General features: G+C 75.8%; 22 protein-coding genes. 11 read left to right on the forward strand and 11 right to left on the reverse strand.

The features are described from left to right. From ASF50_RS19970 to ASF50_RS17390, 3 genes are read right to left on the reverse strand one after another with little or no spacing between them, the layout of a single operon-like run. Nucleotides 1-135 carry a hypothetical protein gene (locus ASF50_RS19970; protein WP_264674774.1) on the reverse strand — a complete coding sequence of 45 codons (135 nt, stop codon included), beginning with the start codon at nt 133-135 and terminating at the stop codon, nt 1-3. Nucleotides 136-179: 44 nt separating this feature from the next. Further along, nucleotides 180-1067, reverse strand: a complete 888-nt coding sequence (locus ASF50_RS17385) for a 1,4-dihydroxy-2-naphthoate polyprenyltransferase (protein WP_056905315.1) — start codon at nt 1065-1067, stop codon at nt 180-182. Between the two features lie 35 nt (nt 1068-1102). Continuing rightward, nucleotides 1103-2440: an MFS transporter gene (locus ASF50_RS17390; RefSeq protein ID WP_235557728.1), complete on the reverse strand. Its 1338-nt coding sequence runs from the start codon at nt 2438-2440 to the stop codon at nt 1103-1105. 37 nt (nt 2441-2477) lie between these two features. Here ASF50_RS17390 and ASF50_RS17395 point away from each other — a divergent pair, with 37 nt between their 5' ends. Genes ASF50_RS17395 through ASF50_RS17410 form a run of 4 tightly spaced genes read left to right on the forward strand, consistent with a single transcriptional unit; the run spans nt 2478 to nt 8109 of the window. Further along, nucleotides 2478-3551, forward strand: a complete 1074-nt coding sequence (locus ASF50_RS17395) for an AMP-binding protein (protein WP_056905316.1) — start codon at nt 2478-2480, stop codon at nt 3549-3551. Then, complete coding sequence (locus ASF50_RS17400) at nt 3548-4540, forward strand: o-succinylbenzoate synthase (RefSeq protein ID WP_268778362.1); 993 nt, start codon at nt 3548-3550, stop codon at nt 4538-4540. Before ASF50_RS17395 ends, ASF50_RS17400 begins: the two co-directional genes overlap by 4 nt. Continuing rightward, nucleotides 4537-6210: a 2-succinyl-5-enolpyruvyl-6-hydroxy-3-cyclohexene-1-carboxylic-acid synthase gene (menD, locus tag ASF50_RS17405; protein WP_056905317.1), complete on the forward strand. Its 1674-nt coding sequence runs from the start codon at nt 4537-4539 to the stop codon at nt 6208-6210. Before ASF50_RS17400 ends, menD begins: the two co-directional genes overlap by 4 nt. A 33-nt stretch (nt 6211-6243) precedes the next feature. Beyond that, nucleotides 6244-8109 (forward strand): Na+/H+ antiporter, encoded by a 1866-nt coding sequence (locus tag ASF50_RS17410; RefSeq protein WP_056864836.1) that lies wholly within the window; start codon nt 6244-6246, stop codon nt 8107-8109. 72 nt (nt 8110-8181) lie between these two features. On the opposite strand, the gene ASF50_RS17415 is transcribed toward ASF50_RS17410, so the two are convergent. The 3 genes from ASF50_RS17415 to ASF50_RS17425 are packed head-to-tail and all read right to left on the reverse strand — an operon-like array spanning nt 8182 to nt 10843. Next, nucleotides 8182-9042, reverse strand: coding sequence for an NmrA family NAD(P)-binding protein (locus ASF50_RS17415; RefSeq protein ID WP_056864835.1), 861 nt, complete (start codon nt 9040-9042; stop codon nt 8182-8184). Further along, nucleotides 9039-10316, reverse strand: a complete 1278-nt coding sequence (locus tag ASF50_RS17420) for a cytochrome P450 (RefSeq protein WP_056905318.1) — start codon at nt 10314-10316, stop codon at nt 9039-9041. The genes ASF50_RS17415 and ASF50_RS17420 overlap by 4 nt, the downstream gene beginning before the upstream one ends. After that, nucleotides 10313-10843 carry a GNAT family N-acetyltransferase gene (locus ASF50_RS17425; protein ID WP_082503332.1) on the reverse strand — a complete coding sequence of 177 codons (531 nt, stop codon included), beginning with the start codon at nt 10841-10843 and terminating at the stop codon, nt 10313-10315. Before ASF50_RS17425 ends, ASF50_RS17420 begins: the two co-directional genes overlap by 4 nt. Nucleotides 10844-10893: 50 nt before the next feature. Here ASF50_RS17425 and ASF50_RS17430 point away from each other — a divergent pair, with 50 nt between their 5' ends. Then, nucleotides 10894-11535: an MBL fold metallo-hydrolase gene (locus tag ASF50_RS17430; RefSeq protein ID WP_056905320.1), complete on the forward strand. Its 642-nt coding sequence runs from the start codon at nt 10894-10896 to the stop codon at nt 11533-11535. Between the two features lie 11 nt (nt 11536-11546). Further along, nucleotides 11547-12053, forward strand: coding sequence for a GNAT family N-acetyltransferase (locus tag ASF50_RS17435; protein WP_056905321.1), 507 nt, complete (start codon nt 11547-11549; stop codon nt 12051-12053). Here the strand turns inward: ASF50_RS17435 and ASF50_RS17440 are convergent. Then, complete coding sequence (locus ASF50_RS17440; RefSeq protein ID WP_235557729.1) at nt 12016-13326, reverse strand: isochorismate synthase MenF; 1311 nt, start codon at nt 13324-13326, stop codon at nt 12016-12018. The two genes, ASF50_RS17435 and ASF50_RS17440, sit on opposite strands and share 38 nt — an antisense overlap. Nucleotides 13327-13385: 59 nt before the next feature. Between ASF50_RS17440 and ASF50_RS17445 the strand changes: the two genes are divergently transcribed. After that, entirely contained in the window at nt 13386-14033 is a 648-nt protein-coding gene (locus ASF50_RS17445) for a hypothetical protein (RefSeq protein WP_056905322.1), read from the forward strand. A 19-nt stretch (nt 14034-14052) separates the two neighbouring features. On the opposite strand, the gene ASF50_RS17450 is transcribed toward ASF50_RS17445, so the two are convergent. The 4 genes from ASF50_RS17450 to ASF50_RS17460 form a co-directional block, all read right to left on the reverse strand. Next, nucleotides 14053-14907: a serine/threonine-protein kinase gene (locus ASF50_RS17450; RefSeq protein ID WP_082503333.1), complete on the reverse strand. Its 855-nt coding sequence runs from the start codon at nt 14905-14907 to the stop codon at nt 14053-14055. Then, nucleotides 14904-16691 carry an ABC transporter ATP-binding protein gene (locus tag ASF50_RS17455; protein ID WP_056905324.1) on the reverse strand — a complete coding sequence of 596 codons (1788 nt, stop codon included), beginning with the start codon at nt 16689-16691 and terminating at the stop codon, nt 14904-14906. Before ASF50_RS17455 ends, ASF50_RS17450 begins: the two co-directional genes overlap by 4 nt. Nucleotides 16692-16805: 114 nt before the next feature. After that, a complete protein-coding gene (locus tag ASF50_RS19180; RefSeq protein WP_156697935.1) occupies nt 16806-16949 on the reverse strand; it encodes a hypothetical protein in 144 nt (47 codons plus the stop codon). Nucleotides 16950-17140: 191 nt separating this feature from the next. Further along, entirely contained in the window at nt 17141-18070 is a 930-nt protein-coding gene (locus tag ASF50_RS17460; RefSeq protein WP_056905325.1) for a L,D-transpeptidase family protein, read from the reverse strand. 210 nt (nt 18071-18280) lie between these two features. Between ASF50_RS17460 and ASF50_RS17465 the strand changes: the two genes are divergently transcribed. The 4 genes from ASF50_RS17465 (at nt 18281) to ASF50_RS17480 (ending at nt 20985) form a co-directional block, all read left to right on the forward strand. Continuing rightward, nucleotides 18281-18970 carry a demethylmenaquinone methyltransferase gene (locus ASF50_RS17465; protein WP_056905326.1) on the forward strand — a complete coding sequence of 230 codons (690 nt, stop codon included), beginning with the start codon at nt 18281-18283 and terminating at the stop codon, nt 18968-18970. A gap of 302 nt (nt 18971-19272) precedes the next feature. After that, complete coding sequence (locus tag ASF50_RS17470; protein WP_056864826.1) at nt 19273-19632, forward strand: NADH-quinone oxidoreductase subunit A; 360 nt, start codon at nt 19273-19275, stop codon at nt 19630-19632. A gap of 28 nt (nt 19633-19660) precedes the next feature. Next, entirely contained in the window at nt 19661-20215 is a 555-nt protein-coding gene (locus tag ASF50_RS17475; protein WP_056864825.1) for a NuoB/complex I 20 kDa subunit family protein, read from the forward strand. Continuing rightward, the gene (locus ASF50_RS17480) at nt 20212-20985 is read left to right on the forward strand and encodes an NADH-quinone oxidoreductase subunit C (RefSeq protein ID WP_056905327.1); all 774 of its coding nucleotides are present in this window, start codon (nt 20212-20214) and stop codon (nt 20983-20985) included. Before ASF50_RS17475 ends, ASF50_RS17480 begins: the two co-directional genes overlap by 4 nt. Nucleotides 20986-21033: the final 48 nt, after the last annotated feature.

The raw sequence follows: 21033 nt of genomic DNA on the forward strand, positions 1-21033 counted from the left end.
TCAGCGCTTGCGGCGGTCGATCGAGCGCTGCACGCGGCTCTCGGACTGCCCGAGCACCTTCGCCATCAGCGGCACCCGGAACTTCCAGGCGGCGACGGCGGCGACCACGACGAGGACGAAGATCAGGAAACCCATGCTGCCAGCGTAGGTCGGGCCAGGTCGTGCCCGGTCGCGCCGGGTCAGGCGAGGACGAGCAGCGGCACGGCGGTGAGCACGGCCCAGGCCAGCTCGCCGGCCCCGGTCGAGGCCAGCACGGGGATCAGGCCCGGGCCGACGGCCCCGCCGAGCACGGTGCGCACCCCGCGGGCGGCCACGACGAGGAAGCCGAGACCGAGCAGCGCCCACCAGGTGGTGAGCGCGGCGAGGGCCACGACGGCCAGGGCCGCGAGCCCCACGAGCCCGACGTAGAGCCGGCGGGTGCGGCGCTCGCCGAGCTTGACCGCGAGGGTGCGCTTGCCGGCGAGGGTGTCGGAGGGGATGTCGCGCAGGTTGTTGACCACGAGGATGGCGCAGGCCAGGGCACCGATGCCGACGGCGGCGGCGAGCGCCGCGGCGAGGTCGCCGGCCGCCAGCGACGCGGTCTGCACGTAGGTCGTGCCGACGACGGCGACGAGGCCGAAGAAGACGAAGACCATGACCTCGCCCAGGCCGAGGTAGCCGTAGGGGTTCGAGCCGCCGGTGTAGTACCAGGCGGCCACGATGCTGACCAGGCCGACCGCGACGAGCCACCAGGCGGTGGTGGCCGCGAGCACCAGTCCGGCGACCCCGGCCACGCCGAAGGCGAGGAAGGCGGCCCGCTTGACGGCGGCGGCGGGCGCCGCGCCCGACCCGACCAGCCGCATCGGCCCGACCCGGTCGTCGTCGGTGCCGCGGATGCCGTCGGAGTAGTCGTTGGCGTAGTTGACCGCGACCTGCAGCGCCAGGCTCACCACGAGGGCGAGCACGGCCTTCCACCACACCGCCTCGTCGACGTGGGCGGCGACGCCCGTGCCGGCGAGCACCGGGGAGACGGCGGCGGGCAGGGTGCGCGGGCGCGCGCCGGCGATCCAATCGGAGGGGGTGGCCACCGGAGGATTCAACCAGTCGCGGCCCGCGCGACCGCTCAGCGGGCGGGATCGAGGTCGTGGCGCACCAGGAAGCGCTGCGCGGCCCGGGCCGAGGGGTGCAGGGCGGTCGCGGCGACCACGGCGATGGCGGCGATGGCCAGCCAGCCCAGGGTGCCGACCTCCAGGGCGAGGAAGGTGTAGAGGGCGGGGGCGCCGATGTAGCCCAGCTGGCGGCCCAGGTTGCGGGCGCCCTGGTACTCCCCGCGCCGGTCGGGGTCGGAGAGCTCGGAGTCGAAGGACCAGCTCGCGGCCGAGAGGTACAGCTCGGCGCCGGTCACGGTGACGTGGCCCAGCCAGATCAGGGCGATGGTGACCCAGCCGACGGTCTCGTGGGTGGCCAGGGTGATCACGCACGACACGACGAAGAACACGCTGCTGAGGCGCGCGGCCCGCAGGGCGGTGGTCACGTCGCGCACGCCCCGCGCGGCCCGCATGGGCAGGAAGATGCACATCACCGTGTTGGTGCCGAAGAGCAGCGCCAGCAGCACGCGCGGCGCGTCGGTCTCCTCCACCAGCCAGAGGGGGATCACCAGGTGCAGCAGCACCTGGTTGGTGTCGAGCACCCCGCCGAAGAACGACGTGGCCAGGAAGCCGCGGTTGCGCAGCGCGCCGGGCACCGTCCCGCCGGGCCCGGCCGCCCGCGCGTCGGAGGTGGCGGGAGCCGACGGCTCCGGGTCGTCGAGGGCGGCCTCGACCGCCGCCACGAGCGGGTCGGGGCGGTGCTGGTGCGCGGTGGCCGGCAGCCGGGTGATCCACCAGGCGTTGGCCGCCACCAGCACCGCGGTCAGCCAGGGCAGGGCGCGGATGACCGAGTCGTCCTCGAAGGCCAGGGCGATCCCGCCCAGCGCGGCGCCGAGGGTGAAGCCCAGGTTGAGCGCGGAGTACATGTAGGCCTGCGAGCGCACCCGCTCCGCGCGCGGCAGCAGGTCGAGCACGTAGGCGCCGCGCCCGGCGTTGCCGGCCCCGTTGACGATCTCCAGCACGATGCTCATCGCCAGGAAGGCGGCGAAGCCGTCGATGAAAGGCCACACGGCGTACATGAGGGCGGTGCCGAGCGCGCCCAGCGCCCAGGTGCGCTGGGGGCCCAGCCGGTCGGCCAGGCGCCCGGCCGGCACGGCGACGAGCATCGAGACCACGCCGGCCACGGTGATGCCCAGGCCCACCTGGGCGGCGGAGAGCCCCACGACCTGGGTGAAGAAGACGGCGCTCGCGGTGAGGAAGGTGCCGTCGCCGATGGCGTAGAGCACCGACTGCACCGAGAGTCGTCCGGCCAGCGGGGTGGGCGGGGCCGCCTTCCGGGCTCCCGCCCGGGCGACGTCGACCAGGGTGCTCACGCCCCGCAGTGGATCACGCCTGGCTAGGGTCGGTCGCGTGGATATCGGCGGCACGACCCGCGAGGTGGTCGACTCCCTGCGCGGCTGGCTGGCCGGCGCGGCCGAGCCCGAGCCGCTGGTCGTCACGACGTCGGGGTCGACGGGGCGGCCCAAGCGCGTGGCCCTCTCGCGCCGCGCGGTGCTCGCCTCCGTGCACGCCACCGAGCGACGACTCGGTTCCTCGGGCGCCTGGCTGCTGGCGCTGCCGGCCTCCTACGTCGCGGGCGTGCAGGTCGTGTGCCGCTCGCTGGTCGCGGGCCACGACCCCGTGCTGCTCGAGGAGCACGACGGGTTCGCCGCGGCCACCGCCGAGCTCGTGCGCCGCGGACCCTTCGCCCTCGGCGCCGCCGAGCGCGGCGACCGCTTCGTCTCCCTGGTGCCCACCCAGCTGCACCGCCTGCTCGACGACCCCGACGACGTCTGGGCCCTGCGCAGCTACCACACCGTGCTGCTCGGGGGCGGCCCGCTCGACCCGGCCCTGCGCGCCCGCGCCGAGACCGCCGGGGTGCGCGTGGTGGCGACGTACGGCTCGGCGGAGACCGCGGGCGGCTGCGTCTACGACGGGGTGCCCCTCGACGGTGTCGCGCTGGCGCTGGGGCGCGACGGGCGGGTCCGCCTCGGCGGGCCGACGCTCTTCGAGGGCTACGACGGCGACCCCGACCTGACCCGCGAGGTGCTGGTCGACGGGTGGTTCCTCACCTCCGACGCCGGCCGGCTCGACGACGACGGTCGGCTCGAGGTGCTCGGGCGCCTCGACGACGTGGTCGTGAGCGGCGGGGTCAACGTGCCGGCGCCCGCGGTGGCGGCCCGGCTGCGCCAGCACCCCGACGTCGTGGCGGCCGAGGTGCTGGGCGTGCCCGACGAGGAGTGGGGCCACCGGCTGGTCGCCTTCGTCGTCGGACCGCTCGACCTCGACGCCGCCCGTGACTGGGTGGCGGGCGCCCACCCGCGCACGTGGGCGCCGCGCCAACTGGTGGGCCTCACCGAGGTGCCGATGCTGGCCAACGGCAAGCCCGACCGGCTGCGGCTGCGCGCGCTGGCCGCGCCCGAGGAGCAGGGGCAGCGGCCGTGACCCACGTCTGGTCGGTGCCGATGACCACCCGCTTCCGCGGCATCACCGTGCGCGAGGGCGTGCTGCTGCGCGGGGCCGGCGACGGCGACCCGGGGCGGACGGGCTGGGGGGAGTGGAGCCCGTTCCTGGAGTACGACGCGGCCGTCGCCGAGCCCTGGCTGCGCTGCGCCGAGGAGGCGGCCGCCGGCGACTGGCCGGAGCCGGTGCGCACCGAGGTGCCGGTCAACGTGACGGTGCCCGTGGTCGACCCCGAGCGGGCGCACGCCCTGGTGCTGCGCGGGGGCTGCCGCACCGCCAAGGTGAAGGTCGCCGACCCCGGCTCGAGCCTGGCCGAGGACCAGGCCCGGCTCGAGGCCGTGCGCGACGCCCTGGGGCCGGGCGGTCACGTGCGCATCGACGTCAACGGCCTGTGGAGTCTCGAGGAGGCCCTCGCCGCGATCCCGGTGCTCGACCGCGCCGCCGGCGGCCTGGAGTACGTCGAGCAGCCCTGCGCCACGGTCGAGGACCTGGCCCGCGTGCGCCGCGGGGTCGACGTGCCGGTCGCGGCCGACGAGTCCATCCGCCGGGCGGCCGACCCCTACCGCGTGCGCGACCTCGAGGCCGCCGACGTGGCGGTGCTCAAGGTGCAGCCCCTCGGCGGGGTGCGGGCGTGCCTGCGCATCGCCGAGGACATCGGCCTGCCCGTCGTGGTGTCCTCGGCGCTGGAGACCTCGGTGGGCATCGCCGCCGGTCTCGCGCTGGCCGCGGCGCTGCCGGAGCTGCCGCACGCCTGCGGCCTGTCCACGGTGCAGCTGCTCACCGGCGACCTGGTCGCCGACCCCCTGGTGCCCGTCGACGGGGTGCTGCGGGTGCCGGGCTCGCCCGGGGTGCCCGGCACCGTGGTCGACGAGGACGCGCTCGCGCGGTGGGCGGCGGCGCCGGAGCGGGTGGCGCACTGGGAGGCGCGCCTGGCCGAGGTCAGGGCGCTGCGGCAGGATCGACGTCCGTGAGCACCCACGCCGACCCCGCCCACCCCGCCGAGCCCGCCGAGCCGCCCTCGGCCCTGCTGGCGCGCGCGGTGGTGACCGCGCTCCTGGCGCACGGCGTGCGCGACGTGGTGGTCGCCCCCGGGTCGCGCAACGCCCCGCTGTCCTTCGCCGTCCACGACGCGGCGACCGCGGGGCTGCTGCGTCTCCACACCCGCGTCGACGAGCGGTCGGCGGCCTTCCTCGCGCTGGGACTGACCCGGGCCGGGGCCCGGGCGGCGGTGGTGTGCACGTCGGGCACGGCCGTGGCCAACCTGCACCCCGCGGTGCTGGAGGCGGCCCACTCCGGCCAGCCCCTCGTCGTCGTGACCGCCGACCGCCCGGCGCGGCTGCGCGGCACCGACGCCAACCAGACCACCGACCAGGTGGGGATCTTCGGCGCCCTGGTCGCGACCCACGACCTGGCCGGTCCCGGCGACGTCCCGGTGCTCGACGACCCGTGGGGCCCGGTCCACCTCGACGTCCAGCTCGACGACCCGCTGCTGCCGGCCGCGCCGTGGCGCCCGGCCGTCGTGCCGGGGGAGCGCCCCGCGCGGGCGCGCCCCGAGGCAGTCGACCGCATCCCGCTCGGCCCGCGCACCCTGGTCGTCGCCGGCGACGACGCCGGCCCGCCCGCCCGCCAGCTCGCCGAGCGCGCCGGCTGGCCGCTGCTGGCCGAGCCCTCCAGCGGCTCGCGCACCGGCACCCACGCGCTGCGCTGCTACCGCCTGCTGCTCGACACCGACCTCGCCCGCAGCGTCGAGCGCGTCGTCGTGGTCGGTCACCCCACGCTGTCGCGTCCGGTGATGCGCCTGCTCGGTCGCGACGACGTCGAGGTGTGGGCCGCCCCCGGCCGCGGCGCCTGGCCCGCGCGTCCCTACCGCGTCGACCGCCCGCTGGGCGGCGGCCGCTTCGAGCTGGTCGACCCCGCCGCCGACCCGGGAGCCCCCACCGCCGACGCCCCCGCCGGACCGGTGCGGACGCCGTGGCTCGAGGCGTGGCTCGAGGCCGACCGCGCGGTCGCCCGGCGCCTCGACGCGCTCGTGGCCGCGGAGCCGGGGCTCACGGCCCACGCCGTGGCGGGGGCCGTCGTGCGGGCCACGCCGCCCGGCGGGCTGCTCGTCGTCGGCCCCTCCAACCCGGTGCGCGACCTCGACCTCATGCAGACCGGCTTCGGGGTCGGCGCCCGCCGCTTCGTGGTCGCCAACCGCGGCCTGGCCGGCATCGACGGCATGGTCTCGACCGCGATCGGCGCCGCGCTGGGTCGTCCGCACAGCACCCGGGCGATCGCCCTGCTGGGCGACGTCACCTTCCTCCACGACAGCAACGGCCTGGTGCTGGGGCCCGACGAGCCCCGGCCCGACCTGACCCTGGTGGTGGTCAACGACGACGGCGGGTCGATCTTCGCCACGCTCGAGCAGGGCGCCCCCGAGCACTCCGACCGCTTCGAGCGGCTCTTCGGCACCCCGCACGGCGTCGACCTCGCCGCCCTCTGCGCGGCGACCCGCACCCCCCACTGGCGGGTGGAGAGCCTGCCCGAGCTCGAGCAGGCGCTCGCCTCGCCCGCCGGCGGGATCGAGGTGGTCGAGGTGCGCGTGCCCCGCCAGGACCGCCGTGAGGTCGACGCCCGGATCCGCGGCCTGGCCGCGGACTGACGGCACGGGCCGCCACCGGGGGATGATGGGGCGGTGGAGATCGCCCTGCTGCTGTGTGGACTCGCCGTCGGCGTGCTGGTGTGCACGGCGCTGGCCGACCGGCTCGAGGTGCCGGCGCCCTTCCTGCTGATCGCGGTGGGGGTGGCGGCCTCCTACGTGCCGCAGGTGCCCCAGGTCTACCTCGACCACGACGTCGTGCTCCTCGGCCTGCTCCCGCCGCTGCTCTACGCCGCGGCCCAGCAGACCTCGCTGGTCGACTTCAACGCCAACCGCCGACCGATCCTGCTGCTCTCGGTCGGGCTCGTCGTCTTCACCGCCGCCGGCGTGGCCTGCGTCGTACGGCTCTTCCTGCCCGACCTGCCGTGGGCCCTGGCCCTGGCCATCGGAGCCGTCGTGGCCCCGCCCGACGCGGTCGCCGCCACCGCCATCGGGCGCCGGATCGGTCTGCCCCGACGGGTGGTCACGATCCTCGAGGGCGAGTCGCTCTTCAACGACGCCACCGCACTGGTCTTCCTGCGCACGGCCCTGGCCGTCGCGGCGGGAAGCGGCCTCGACGCCGGCGGGGTCGCGCTCGACTTCGTGCTCGCCGCGGGCGGCGGGGCCCTGGTCGGCCTGGCCTTCTTCGTCGTGGTCGGCAAGGTGCGCCGGCGCATCACCGACCCGGTCATCGACTCGGCGATGTCGCTGGTCGTGCCCTTCGCGGCGTACGTGCTGGCCGAGGAGATCCACGCCTCGGGCGTGATCTCCGTCGTGGTGGCCGGGCTGCTGCTGGGCCACAAGGCGCCGGTGCTGCAGACCGCGCAGTCGCGCATCGCGGAGCGGCTCAACTGGCGCACCATCGCCTTCGTCCTGGAGAACGCCGTCTTCCTGCTCATCGGGCTCCAGGCGTGGTGGATCGTCGAGGGTGCGGTCGACTCCGACATCGGGCTGGGGCGCATCGCGGCGGTCTGCGGGGCGACGCTGGCCGCGGTGATCGTGCTGCGGCTGCTGTGGGTCTTCCCGGCGCGCTACCTGCTGGTGCGCCCCGGTCCCGACCCCGACCTCGGCCAGGACGCGCCGTGGACCTACACCTTCGTGCTCGGCTGGGCCGGCATGCGCGGGGTCGTGACGCTCGCGGCCGCCTTCGTCATCCCGGAGGGCACGCCCTACCGCGAGGTGCTCCTGCTCATCGCCTTCACCGTGGTGGCCGGCACCCTGTTCGTGCAGGGACTGACGCTGCCGATGGTGGCCCGTCGGCTGCGGGTGCCCTCGCCCGACCCCGCCGAGGACGCGCTGGCCCGCGCGACCCTGCTCCAGCAGGCCTCCAAGGCGGCGCTGGAGGAGCTCGACCGGCTGGAGTACGACGACCAGCACGGCGCCGTCGACCTCATCCGCCAGCGCCTCGACCAGCGCAACTTCGCCGCCTGGGAGCGCCTGGCCACCGTCGGGGACCAGGAGTCGCCCAGCGACCTCTACTCCCGCGCGCGCCGCGCCATGATCGGCGCGGAGCGCCGCCGGGTGCTGGAGATCCGCAGCGGCGGCACGGTGCCCGCCGAGGTCGTGGCCGACGTGCTGGCCATGCTCGACGTGGAGGAGTCGATGCTCGACGTGGCCAGCGAGGAGCGCGAGGAGCTGCGCGCCACCGCCGTCGGCCGGCGTCTGGGCGAGGTCTGCGCCGACCTGGAGCGCTTCCCCGCGGTCGTCACGGCCCAGGACCCGGTGTGCGCGCGCTGCCTGGAGGACGGCACGACCTGGGTCGCGCTGCGCCAGTGCCTGGAGTGCGGCCACGTCGGCTGCTGCGACTCCTCCCCGCAGCAGCACGCCACCGTGCACTTCCACGAGACCGCCCACGCGGTGATGCAGTCGGCGGAGGAGGACGAGAGCTGGCGCTGGTGCTACGTGCACCACCTCACCGGCTGACCGTGCGGTACCCGGGCCTGCCAGAGCCGGTCCCGTGACAGCCGGTCCCGTGACAGCCGGGCCGGCGGTGGCTCAGGCGAGCGCCTGCTCGAGGGTGCGGGCGTCGTGGCCGGTGACGCGCCGCACGTCGTCGGTGACCCGGGCGCACGACCCGTCGGCGATGGCGGTGTAGGTGCTGACCCAGGCGTCGAGCTGCCAGTCCTCGGCGTCGTAGGCGGCGCGCCGCGAGGCGTAGGCCTGCTCCACACCCTCGTCCTCGAAGCGCAGCTCGCGGCCCAGGACGGCGCCGGCGCGGGCGGCCACCTCGGTCATGGTGAGCGCCTCCGGCCCGGTCAGCACGTACGTCGCCCCCGCGTGGGCGGCCGGGTCGCGCAGCACCGTGGCGGCGACGTCGGCCACGTCGGCGCGGGCCACGGCGGCGACCCGGCCCTCGCCCGCGGGCCCGCGGATGACGCCGGCCTCGTCGGCGAAGAGCGGGAGCACGTCGACGTAGAAGTTGTCGCGCAGGAACGTGAAGCCCATGCCGGTCTCCGCGGCCGCCTCGCGGATCGCGGTCTCGGCGTCGTGGTGGTCGCGGCCGAGGGTGAAGGTGGCCTGTGGGTCGGCGCCGGCGAACGAGGTGTAGACGAGGTGGCGCACGCCGGCGTCGGCGGCGGCGCGGACGAAGGTGCGGTGCTGCTCGCGCCGGTCGACGGCCTCGGCCGCGGAGACCATGAGGAGGGTCTCGACCCCGCGCAGGGCCTCCAGCGACGCGGCGTGGTCGGCGTAGGTGCACTCGCGCACGTCGCAGTCGACGTCGGGGGCGCGCGAGGCGTCGCGCACGAGCAGGCGCAGGTCGAGGCGGAAGTCGGCGCCGGCGAGCTGCGCGGTGACGAGGCCGCCGAGCGCCCCCGTCGAGCCGGTGACGCCCACGGTGCGGGTCAGGTCGGTCATGCGTCCTCCTGGACGTCGAAGCGGATCGGGAAGCGGAGCGCGCCGGTGTTGCCCGACACGGGCAGCCAGGTGCCGGGGCCGTCGGGGCGGGCCCCGGGCAGCCGGCGGGCCAGCAGGGGCAGGGCGACGGCCATGTCGGTGCGCGCCACGAAGTGGCCCAGGCAGTGGTGGACCCCGGCGCCGAAGCCGGCGTGGGGCGGCCGCTCGCGCCGGGCCTGGGCCTCGATGTCGAAGGAGGGGTCGGCCATCGCGGCCGGATCGGTGCCGGCGGCGTGGGAGAGCACCTGCACGATGCCGCCGGCCGGCACGCGCAGGCCGCCGAGGTCGACGTCCTCGAGGGCCTCGCGGGTCACCCAGGTGACGGTGGGGTTGACCCGCATCACCTCCTCGACGGCGGCGGCGCCGAGGTCGGGGCGCTCGCCCAGCAGCCGCCACTGGTCGGGGTGGGCCAGCAGCGTCTGCACGGCCAGGCCGATCTGGTTGCGGGTGGTCTCCATGCCCGCGAAGGCCAGGAAGACCAGCGCCACGCTGAGCTCGCGCCCGGTGAGCCGCTCGCCGTCGTCGGCGGCGCGCACGAGCGTGGTCACGAGGTCCTCCGGCCCGTCGCCGGGCCAGTCCTCCGGCCCGTCGCCGGGCCCGTCGTCCGGCCCGTCGCCGGGCCCGTGGGCCGAGCCGGCGGCGATCCGGGCCCGCCGGTCGGCGACCACCTCGTCGACGTAGCCGGTCAGCCCCTCCAGCGCGGCCTCGATGCGCGGCAGCCGGGCGGCCACGTCGACCGAGAACGACGCCCCCAGGTCGTCGGCCCAGCGGGCCACCTGCGGCCAGTGCGCCTCGTCGAGGCCGAGCAGCACGCAGATGATCCGGGCGGCGTAGGGCTCGGCGAAGTCGTGGACGAGCTCGACGCGCCCGGTGGCGGCGAAGGCGTCGACGAGCTCGTGGGCCAGCGCCTCGAAGCGCGGGCGCATCGCCGCGATCGCGCGGCTGCGGAAGGCCGGGGCGAGCAGCCGGCGCACGCGGGCGTGGTCGTCGCCCTCGAGGCTCAGCAGCGTCTCGGCCCACCAGTCGGAGAAGAGCCCGGAGTGGATGCCGTTCTGCGCCGGCCAGCGGGCGTTGCCCTGCGCGAAGCGGCGGTCGCGCAGCACCGCGGTGCCCTCGGCGTGGCGCAGCACGGCCCAGCCCCACGTGGTCTCGACGTACCAGTCGCGCTCGCGGGCCTCGAGCACCGCGGCGGAGGTGACGTCGAAGGACGGGTCGCCCAGGTCGAGCACGCTCACGTGCCGGCCCGCAGCATGCGCAGGTGGCGCCCGTCGTCGAGCTCGTCGACGGTGCCGTCGAGGCGGAAGCCCTGCCGCTCGTAGAAGCCGATGGCGCGGTCGTTGCCGGCCAGCACCCACAGGTACGCCGCGCGGTCGCCGATCGCCGCCTGCAGCAGCGCGTAGCCGACCCCGGTGCCCCACAGCCGGGCCCGCACGTAGAGCGACCACAGCTCGGTCGCGGTGTCGACGTCGCCGTCGCGCGCCGGGCCGGCGCTGGCGAAGCCCACCAGCTCCTCGCCGCCGCCCGGGCCCACCTCGACCGCCAGCCACAGCGGCTCCTCGCGCGGGCCGGCGAGGATGCCGCGCCAGCGCTCCACCCGGGCCGGCACGTCGGTGCGGCGCTCGTCGAGCACGCGCTGCTCCACCAGCCCGGTGTAGGCGTCGTCCCAGACGTCGAGGTGCAGGTGGGTCAGGGCCTCGGCGTCGGCGGGCGTCGCCTGGCGCAGCCGCACGGCGGGAGCGGGTCGGGGGCTGCTCGTGCTCACCCCTGCATCGTAGGGACCACCCGGGTCGCGGGATGGCTACGGTGGGAGCCATGCGCATCACCAAGCTGGGCCACGCCTGCGTGAGGGTCGAGCACGACGGCGGGGTGCTGGTGGTCGACCCGGGGGTGTTCACCGACGCGGCCGAGGCCCTCGACGGGGCCGGCGCGGTGCTGCTGACCCACGAGCACCCCGACCACTACCTCGCCGAGCACCTGCGCCTCAGCGACGCGCCCGTCGTCACGATCGAGGCGGTGGCGGCCCGCATCCGCGCGGAGGCCCCCGACGTCGCCGAGCGGCTCGTCGTGGTGGCCCCGGGCGAGCGCTTCACCGCCGCGGGCCTCCCGGTGCGCGCCGTCGGCGAGCGCCACGCGGTGATCCACCCGGAGCTGCCCCGCATCGACAACAGCGGCTACGTCGTGACCTGCGGCGACCGGCGCGTCTACCACCCCGGGGACGCCCTCACGCCGCCCGGCGAGCCCGTCGACGTGCTGCTCTGCCCGGTCAGCGCGCCGTGGCTCAAGGCCGCCGAGGCCATCGACTTCGCCCGCGAGGTCGGCGCCCCCCGGGTGCTGGCGATCCACGACCGCGTCTACTCCGAGGCCGGCCTCGACATCGTCGACGGCCACCTGCGCCGCTTCCTCGAGCCGGCCGGGAGCGCCTACACCCGGCTGCCCGACGGCGCCGACCTCTGAGCGGGGCGGCCGTGACCGCCTGGGTGCGACTCGAGCTCGACCTCGCGGCCTTCGACGAGACGCCGTTCCTGCCCTGCCTCGACGCCGCGACCGCCGCCGGCGTCGCCCTCACCACGATGGCCCGGCTCGGCGACGACGCCCCGCAGCGTCGGCGCCTGGAGGCGCTCTGGGCGCGCTGCGCCGCCGACGACCCCGGCACCGACCTGTCCGCGGGGGTGCCCGAGCGGTGCGCGGCGGCCTCCTACGACCCGCACGGCGCGGTCGTCGCGGTCGAGGGCGAGCACTGGGTGGGGCTCAGCGTCACCTCGCTGCGCCCGCTCGAGGGCTACGCCTTCGGCGAGATGACCGGCGTGGTGCCCGAGCGTCGGGGCCGCGGGCTCGCGGTGGCGATGAAGCTGGAGGCGGTGCGCTGGGCGCGCTCGCGCGGCCACACCCGGCTGCGCACCTTCCACCACCCCGACAACGCCGCGGCGATCGGGCTCAACCTGCGGCTGGGGGCGACGGCTCCGTCGCCGTGATGGCGTCGCGCACGGGCACGAACTTCGCCTGGGCCTCGGCCAGCTCCGACTCGGGGTCGGAGTCGCCGACGATCCCGCAGCCGGCGAAGAGGCGCACGGTCGAGCCGTCCACCGACGCCGAGCGCAGCGCGATGCCCCACTCGCCGTCGCCGGAGGCGTCCATCCAGCCGACGGGCGCGGCGTAGCGACCGCGGTCCATGCCCTCGATCTCGTGGATCAGCGCGGTGGCCGCCGCCGTGGGCGTGCCGCCGACCGCCGCCGAGGGGTGCAGCGCCTCGGCCAGCTGCAGCGACGAGACCGTCGCCGCGTCGTGCACCACGCCGGCGACGTCGCTGGCCAGGTGCATGACGTTGGGCAGGTGCAGCACGAAGGGCGCCTCGGGCACGTTCATCGACGAGCAGTGCGGCTCAAGGGCGTCGGCGACCGAGCGCACGGCGTACTCGTGCTCCTCGAGGTCCTTGGAGGAGCGGGCCAGCGCGGCGGCCAGCGCCAGGTCGCGCTGGTCGTCGCCGCTGCGGCGGATGGTGCCGGCCAGCACCCGCGAGGTCACCAGCCCACGCTCGCGGCGCACCAGCATCTCGGGGGTCGCGCCGAACATGCCGTCGACGTGGAAGGTCCAGCACATGGGGTAGCTCTCGGCCAGGCGGCGCAGCGGCCAGCGCACGTCGACCGGCGCGTGGGCGGTGGCGAGCAGGTCGCGGGCCAGCACGACCTTCTCCAGGTCGCCGGCCTCGATGCGGGCCACCGCGTCGGCCACCACGCTCATCCACCGCTCGCCGTCGAGGGCGCCGTCGACGAAGCTGATCCCGACCGGCACCGCCGGGTCGTCGGCGGGGGCCAGGTCGGGCGACCCGCCCTCCTGCTCGGCCGGGCCGATGGTCGTCACCCAGGTCAGGTCGCCGCGGCGACCCACGACCACCGACGGCACGACCAGCACGGAGTCGCCCGGCTCGTGGGCGAAGGCGAAGGACCCGAAGCAGACCAGGCCCGTGCCCGGCTCGTCGACCTCGTCGTGCTCCACCGAGCGCGCGACCAGCTCGGACCACCACTTCGCGGCGTCGGCGAAGCGGGTCGGCCCGTCGGTGCGCAGCTCGGCGGCGACACCCCAGCCGACGAGACCCTCGCCGCGACGCAGCCACGTCACCGGACGGTCCGCGGGCAGCAGGGACAGCAGCGAGTCGACGTGGCCCGGCTCGACCACGACGGTGCGAGCGACCAGGGGACCGGCAGCCAGACGGTCCGCGGTCGCGCCGGAGGTCTCGCTGGTGCTCACGTCTCGAGGGTACTCAGCCGATGGGCGATCCCGACCGAGGCGTGGGTAACGTCACCGCCGTGACCACCACTCCCACCATCGCTCGTACCCGCGTCGCCGGCGTCGTCCTCGGCGCCGTCCTGCTGGCCCTCATGGTCGTCTTCGCCGTCGTCCTGCCGAGGATCGACAGCGGCGCCGAGGAGCTCTCCGGCGCCGACGGCGTCGCGGCCCTGCCCGACGAGCTGCCGGGCGGCCTGCGGGCCCTCGACCTCGGCGTCGAGGCCCCCGAGGGCCAGGACCCGGCCCAGGCCGAGGAGCTGACGCAGCGCCAGACCGAGCTCCAGGAGTCGGCCGGCGAGCGGCTGAGTGAGGTCTTCGACGCCCCCGCCGAGGTCCGCATCTACGCCGACGAGGCGCTGCAGCGCCAGGCGGCCGTGGCCGTGGTCGGCGTGCCCGCCGGGCTGTTCATCCCCGGCGCCCTGCCGGTCGACCCGGCGCTGCTCGACCTCGCCCGCAGCTCCACCGAGCTCGAGCGGGTCGGCGACGCGGTGTGCCAGCTCACCTACGGGCAGAACGTGCCGGCCGGCCAGCCCGTGCCCGAGGACGACCCCGCCGGCGTGACCTGCCAGCTGGGGGCCGAGGGCACGACGTACTGGATCCAGGGCGGCGGGATCACCGCCGAGGAGGCCGTGGCCGTGCTCGACGACCTCGCCGGCTCCGAGGACTGACCCGGCCCGACCGGCCCGCTCAGGGCAGGCGCGTGCCGTCGTCGGCGTACGCCGCCAGCACGGCGCGCACGTCGACGAGCCGCGGGCGGCCCGCGGGGTCGGGGTCGCCGCACGCCGCCAGCAGCCTCGCCAGCTCCGCCGGTGCGTGGGACGCCACCCGCACCGGGGCCGTACGCCGCGCCCGCCAGCGCGCGGGGGGTGTCGGCTCCTCGCCGCTGAGCGCCTCGCGCAGCAGCACGCCGAGCCCCCACACGTCGGTCGCGGGCGCGAGGCCCTCGCCGGTGACCTGCTCCGGGGCGAGGTAGCCGGGGGTGCCGGCGCCCGGGCGGCCCGCACCGGGTCGCGCGGCCAGGCTCAGGTCGAGCAGCACCGCCTTGCCGTGCTCGACCACGACGTTGCCCGGCTTGAGGTCGAGGTGCAGCCAGTCGTGGCGGTGCAGGTAGCCCAGCACCGAGACCAGCTGCAGGCCGAGCAGGGCGGTGTCCTCGACGCCCAGGGCGCCCTCCTCGACGACCGCGGCCAGGGTGGCGCCGCGCAGGGTCTCGAGCACGACCGCCGCACGCGGGTCGGTGAGCACGGCGTAGCCGCGCACCAGGTGCGGGTGGGTCAGCGTCGTCACGATGCGGCCCTCGCGCAGGACCCCGTCGACGACCTCGCGCTCGTGGCGACGGTCGGCGCGCACGACCTTGACCACGCAGCGGCAGCCGCGCTCCTCGTCGTAGGCGTCCCAGGTGTCGAGGCGGCGTCCGTGGGCCAGGCGGTGCACCGCGCGGTAGCCGGGCAGCAGCGGCTCGCCGGGGGCGACCTCCGGCGCGGGTCCCGGCACGGCGTCGCGACCGCCCGCGAGGAGCCTCCCCGGGCGCGGCCCGCTCACCGGGACACCGCCGCGGCGACGGGCACCGTGTCGGCCGGGTCGGCCGGTGGGTGGTCGGCGAGGTCCTCGAGCCGCACGACGCGGTCGACGTACTCCAGGACGAGCGGGTCGTGGGTGAGCAGCAGCACCGTGCGCCCCAGCGCAGGATCGGTGACGGCCTCCAGCAGCCGTCGGGTGGCGTCGGGGTCGAGCCCGGTGGTGGGCTCGTCGAGCACCAGCACCCGGCTCTCGCGCAGCAGCGCACGGGCCAGCGAGAGGCGCTGGCGCTGGCCACCCGAGAGCGTGCGTCCGCGCTGCCCGATCCGGGTGTCGTAGCCCTGGGGGAGCCGCTCCACGAAGGCATGGGCGTCGGCGGCCCGGGCGGCGGCGCGCACCTCGGCGCGGGTGGCACCGGGCCGGGCGTAGGCGATGTTGTCGTGGACGCTGGCGTCGAGCAGAAGCTGCTCCTGCAGCAGCAGGGTGACCGCGGCGCGCACGGAGGTCGCGGTGTGGTCGGCGACGTCGTGGCCGTCGACGGCGACCACGCCGGCGTCGGCGGTGACCTGACGGGTCAGCAGCCGCGCGAGGGTCGACTTGCCCGAGCCGCTGGCGCCCACGACCGCGACCCGCTCGCCCGGCGCGACGTGCAGGTCGAGCCCGCTGACGGCGTCGCGTGCTGCGCCGGGGTAGCGCACGGTCACGGCGCTCAGGTCCACGGCGCCCCGGCCGCCGGGCAGCGCGGTGGCCCCCGCCCGGTCTCCCGCGCGGGGCTCGTCGAGCAGCTCCACGAGGCGCTCGACGCCGGCGGTGGCCGAGAAGAGCGACGGCACCAGGTCGCTGAGGTCGCGCACCGGGCGGTAGCACTGCATGAGCAGGGTGAGGAAGGCCAGCAGCCCGCCGAGGGTGAGGCGGTCGGTGGAGAGCGCCCAGACCCCGAGGGTCACCACGAGCAGCACCCCGACCAGCTCGGCCAGGTCGACGAGCGGCAGGAAGAGGCCCCGCACACGGCTGCCGGCCAGCTCGGCCGCGGCGATCGCGCGGTTCTGCCGGTCGTAGTCGGCGACGGCCTCGCGCTCGCGGCCGTAGGTCTGCACGAGCGTGGCGTTGGCCAGGCTCTCCTCGGTGATGCTCGACAGGGAGCCGCCGCGGCGGCGGCGCTCGCGCGAGACGTCGCGGGTGAATCGGGCGAAGTGGCTGGAGACCCACCAGAAGACGGGCACGACCACGAGCGAGGCGAGCGCGAGCTCCCACTGCAGCCACAGCAGCGCGCCCACGAAGAGCACCAGCCGCAGCAGGGCGCCCAGACCGGTGGCGAGCTGGCCGACCATGAAGCTCTCCACCGCGCTCACGTCGGAGGTCAGGCGGGCCATGGTGTCGCCGAGGCGGCGCCGGTCCTGCACGGTGGCGGGCTGGTGCAGGACGTGCTCGAAGGCGTCGCGCCGCAGGTCGACGAGGAAGCGCTGGGAGACCCAGGTGGACAGGTAGTCGTCGGCGCTCGAGACCAGGCCGCTGGCGAGGTTGAGCGCGAGGTAGGCCGCGGCGAGGGTGAGGAGCGGGGAGAAGTCGGCCGGCACCAGCACGTCGTCGACGAGGCGCTGGAAGAGCACGATCTCGACGACCTCGATGGCCGGGGCGGCCGCCAGCAGCACCAGCCCAAGGGCCAGCCAGCCGCGCAGCGGACGCAGTCGTGGCCAGAAGCGGCGTACGACGGCGAGCACGGTCAGCTGCCGGGCCGCGTCGACGACGGGCGCGGCGTCGGCCGCGGGGCGCAGCGAGGCGATCAGCCTCCGCCAGGCTCGGCGCATCGGGGGTCTCCTCCGGTGGTGGGAACGGCCGCGACGGGGGTGGCTCGCTGCGTGGGAGCCACCCCCGTCGTCCGGGCCCGCCGACGGGTGTCGGCGGACCGGTGAGCCGAGGCCTCAGTTGGTGCGCGAGCGCGAGCGGCTGCGGTTGCGACGGTTGCGGCGGCGGCGCCGGCGACGGCCGCCGTCGCGGCTGTCGGTGTCGGCGCGGCGGGCCATGGTGGCCGGCTTGACGGCGGTGAAGATGCTGGAGCGTGCCATGACGGTCTCTTCTCTCTCGTGCGGTCCGCCCGGCCCTGAGGCCGGGGCGGCCACCCCGGTGGGGCGACGAGAAGAACTCTGCGGCGGCCCGGTGAGGCACGCGTGAGGCGCCGATGAGAGGGCTCTCACCCGTCTCATCGACGCCTCACGTGCCGGTCACGCGCCGGCCACGACCGCCGGCCGGCGCGGACTCAGGACCAGTACACGACCACGTCGTCGCCCAGCCGGACCTCGTCGAAGAGTGCGGCTACCCCGGCGAGGTCCCGGGTGTTGACGCAGCCGTGCGAGGCGCCGGCGTAGCCGGTGGCGGCGAAGTCGGGGGAGTAGTGCACGGCCTGTCCGCCGGAGAAGAACATGGCGTAGGGCATCGCGGTGTCGTAGAGGCTCGAGACGTGGTCGCGGCTCATCCGGTAGACCTCGAAGACCCCCTCGCGGGTGGGGGTCCCGGCGGCGCCGAAGCGGGCGTCGAGGGTACGCAGCACCTCGCCGTCGACGACCCAGCGCAGCGTGCTGGTGCTCTTGTCGACGCAGATCACCCGGCCCTGGAGGCAGCGCGGGTCGAGGGCACCGGCCTGCTGCGTGCGGCCCTCGAGCTCGGCGTCGGTGGGCTCGGTGGTCATGGCCAGCAGCCGGTCCATGGTGCGCTGGTCGACCTCGCCGGTGACCGGGATCGCGCGCTTGGCCTGGAAGCCGCGCACCGCCGCCTCCGTGATCTCGCCGTAGTGGTCGGTGAGCCCGGCGTCGAACCAGTCGATCTGGGCCAGCCGGGCCTGGAGCTCGCGCACCTCCGCGCCGTCGTCGCCGGGCGAGAGGAGTGCCGGACCGGGCACCGGCTCGGGTGTGGGGGACGGCGTGGCTGTGGCTGTGGCTGTGGCTGTCGGCGGCGGCGGCGGCGGCGTGGGCGCGGTCGTGGTCGTCGGCGTCGACCGGGGGGTGGGCGCGGTCGCGGGCGGGGCGGGCCGGCGCTCGGCCGCAGCGCCGGGTCGCGGGTCGGCGACCCCTGCGCGGTCGGAGCGCTCGTGCCCACCGGACCCGCCGAGGGCGGTCGCGCCGAGCACGGCGACCAGGACGAGGGCCACGGCCAGGCCGAGGGCGAGGGAGAGGCGGCGCAGCAGGGGCATGGGAGGTCCTCGTGGTGTGGGGGTGGCCGACAGGGTCGAGCCGGTCACCAGGGAGACGCACGAGGAGGACCTCCGGTTGCCCGGGTCCCGGCGGCGGTCGCCCGGCGCCCTCCCGGCGCTCGCCCGGTGGCGCGGTGCGGTGCGGTGGTGCGGTGCGGATGGCGGCGTGCGGTGGGGTGCGGTGCGTGGACGCGGGCTAACCTCGGGGGCGTGGCCCGTGCGCAGCTCGACAAGCAACCCATCGACGTCCGTCGCATGTTCGACACCGTGGCGCGTCGCTACGACGTCACCAACGACGTGCTCTCGCTGGGCCAGGACCGCCGCTGGCGCCACGACGTCATCGAGGCCGTCGCGCCGGTCGCGGGCGAGCGCGCCCTCGACCTCGCCGCCGGCACCGGCACCTCGAGCGAGCCCTTCCACGACCGCGGTGCCACCGTCGTGCCGTGCGACTTCTCCCTCGGGATGCTCCGGGTGGGCAAGCGGGCCCGGCCCCACCTGCCCTTCACCGCGGGTGACGGCACGCGGCTGCCCTTCGCCGACGCCACCTTCGACGCCGTGACCATCTCCTTCGGCCTGCGCAACATCGTCGACCCGCTGGCAGGCCTGCGCGAGATGCGCCGCGTGACCCGGCCCGGTGGCCGGCTGGTGGTCTGCGAGTTCAGCCACCCGACCTGGGCGCCCTTCCGCACCGTCTACCTCGAGTACCTGATGAAGGCCCTGCCGCCGATCGCCCGGGCCGTCTCCTCGGCCCCCGACGCCTACGTCTACCTCGCCGAGTCGATCCGGGCCTGGCCCGACCAGCAGGGCCTCTCCGACCTCGTCGCCGAGGCGGGCTGGACCGGCGTCGAGTGGCGCAACCTCACCGGGGGCGTCGTCGCCCTCCACCGCGCCACCGCCTGAGCCCACCCGGGCCCGACCCCGGGACCGACCCGGGACCGGCGGCGACCGGCCGGGCCGGCCGGGTCGCGTCGTCGGCCATTAACGCAAGCCCGGAGTGCGTTAAATCCGCAGGTCAGCGCCGCGCACGACTCCCCGCCGACACGGAATGTGACCGAGACCACCCCCGGGTCGCCACGCCCGCGAGCGAGTGGCAGTATGTGTCCCGCGCCACTTAGTGATTCTCTTCACAAGGCCACAAGGGGCTTTCGTCGGGCATCGCTCGGGGCGCGTCGACACGGACGTGTGCCACGGGAGGTCGGACGATGGAGCTCTACACACCGGTGCTGGTGCTGGCGGCCCTGGCCGCCGGCTTCGCCGTCTTCTCGGTGGCCGTCAGCACGCTGACCGGGCCCAAGCGCTACAACCGCGCCAAGCTCGACTCCTACGAGTGCGGCATCGAGCCCACTCCGCAGCCCGTCGGCGGTGGCCGCTTCCCGGTGAAGTACTACATCACCGCGATGCTCTTCATCGTCTTCGACATCGAGATCATCTTCCTCTACCCGTGGGCCGTGCACTTCGACGCGATGGCCCTCTTCGGTCTAGTCGAGATGGTCATCTTCATCGCCACCGTGTTCGTCGCCTACGCCTACGTCTGGCGTCGCGGCGGCCTCGAGTGGGACTGATCCGCGTGGGACCGAGAGGACAGCACTGATGGGTATCGAGGAGAAGCTCCCCAGCGGCGTCCTGCTGACGACCGTCGAGGGCGTCGCGGGCTACATGCGCAAGGCCTCCTTCTGGCCCGCCACCTTCGGCCTGGCCTGCTGCGCCATCGAGATGATGACCAGCGGCGGTCCGAAGTACGACCTGGCCCGCTTCGGCATGGAGGTCTTCCGGGCCAGCCCCCGCCAGGCCGACCTCATGATCGTGGCCGGCCGGGTCAGCCAGAAGATGGCGCCCGTCCTGCGCCAGATCTACGACCAGATGGCCGAGCCCAAGTGGGTGCTCGCCATGGGCGTGTGCGCCAGCTCCGGCGGCATGTTCAACAACTACGCGATCGTGCAGGGCGTCGACCACGTCGTGCCCGTGGACATGTACCTCCCGGGCTGCCCGCCGCGCCCCGAGATGCTCATCGACGCCATCCTCAAGCTCCACGACCAGGTCCAGGCCACCAAGCTCGGCGCCAACCGCGCCGCGCAGATCGCCGAGCTCGAGGCCGAGGCGCTCACCGCGCTGCCGACCTCCGACCGCACGGGCCTGCTGCGATGAGCCCCGCCGACGAGCCCACGCAGGGCGGCGCCCGCGGCACGGTCGACCAGGCCGCCACCGACCAGTCCCCGGAGAATCTCCCGGCACCGCCCGAGGGCCAGCCGGGCTCGCAGACGGTGCGCCAGGTCGGCGAGCGGCGCGGCATGTTCGGTGTCAAGGGCTCCGGCGACACCAGCGGCTACGGCGGCCTGCGCGCGGCCGTCCGCCACCCCGCCGCCACCGCGCGCCCCTTCGGCGGCTGGTTCGACGAGGTCGCCGACGCCCTCGAGGTCGCGGCGCGCGACGCCGGCGTCGAGCGGGCCGTCGAGAGCGTCGTGGTGCACCGGGGCGAGATCACCTTCCACGTGCGTCCCGACGACCTCCTGGTGCTGGCGCGGCTGCTGCGCGACGAGCCCCGGCTGCGCTTCGAGCTGCTCTCGAGCGTGAGCGGCGTGCACTACCCCGCCGACACCGGCCACGAGCTCCACGTCGTGCACCACCTGCTGTCGATGACCCACAACCGCCGCATCCGCCTCGAGGTCGCGGTGCCCGACACCGACCCGCGGCTGCCGTCGCTGGTGCCGGTCTACCCCACGGCCGACTGGCACGAGCGGGAGACGTGGGACATGTTCGGCGTGCTCTTCGAGGGCCACCCCTCGCTGACCCGGATCCTCATGCCCGACGACTGGCCCGGCCACCCGCAGCGCAAGGACTACCCCCTCGGCGGCATCCCGGTCGAGTACAAGGGCGGCACCGTCCCCCCGCCCGACCAGCGCCGCTCCTACAGCTGATGCGCTCCCCGCACCGGCACGCCCGCGCCCTCAGCCACTCCCTCGCCC

This window comes from Nocardioides sp. Leaf307, assembly GCF_001423135.1.
Taxonomy (GTDB): domain Bacteria; phylum Actinomycetota; class Actinomycetes; order Propionibacteriales; family Nocardioidaceae; genus Nocardioides; species Nocardioides kribbensis.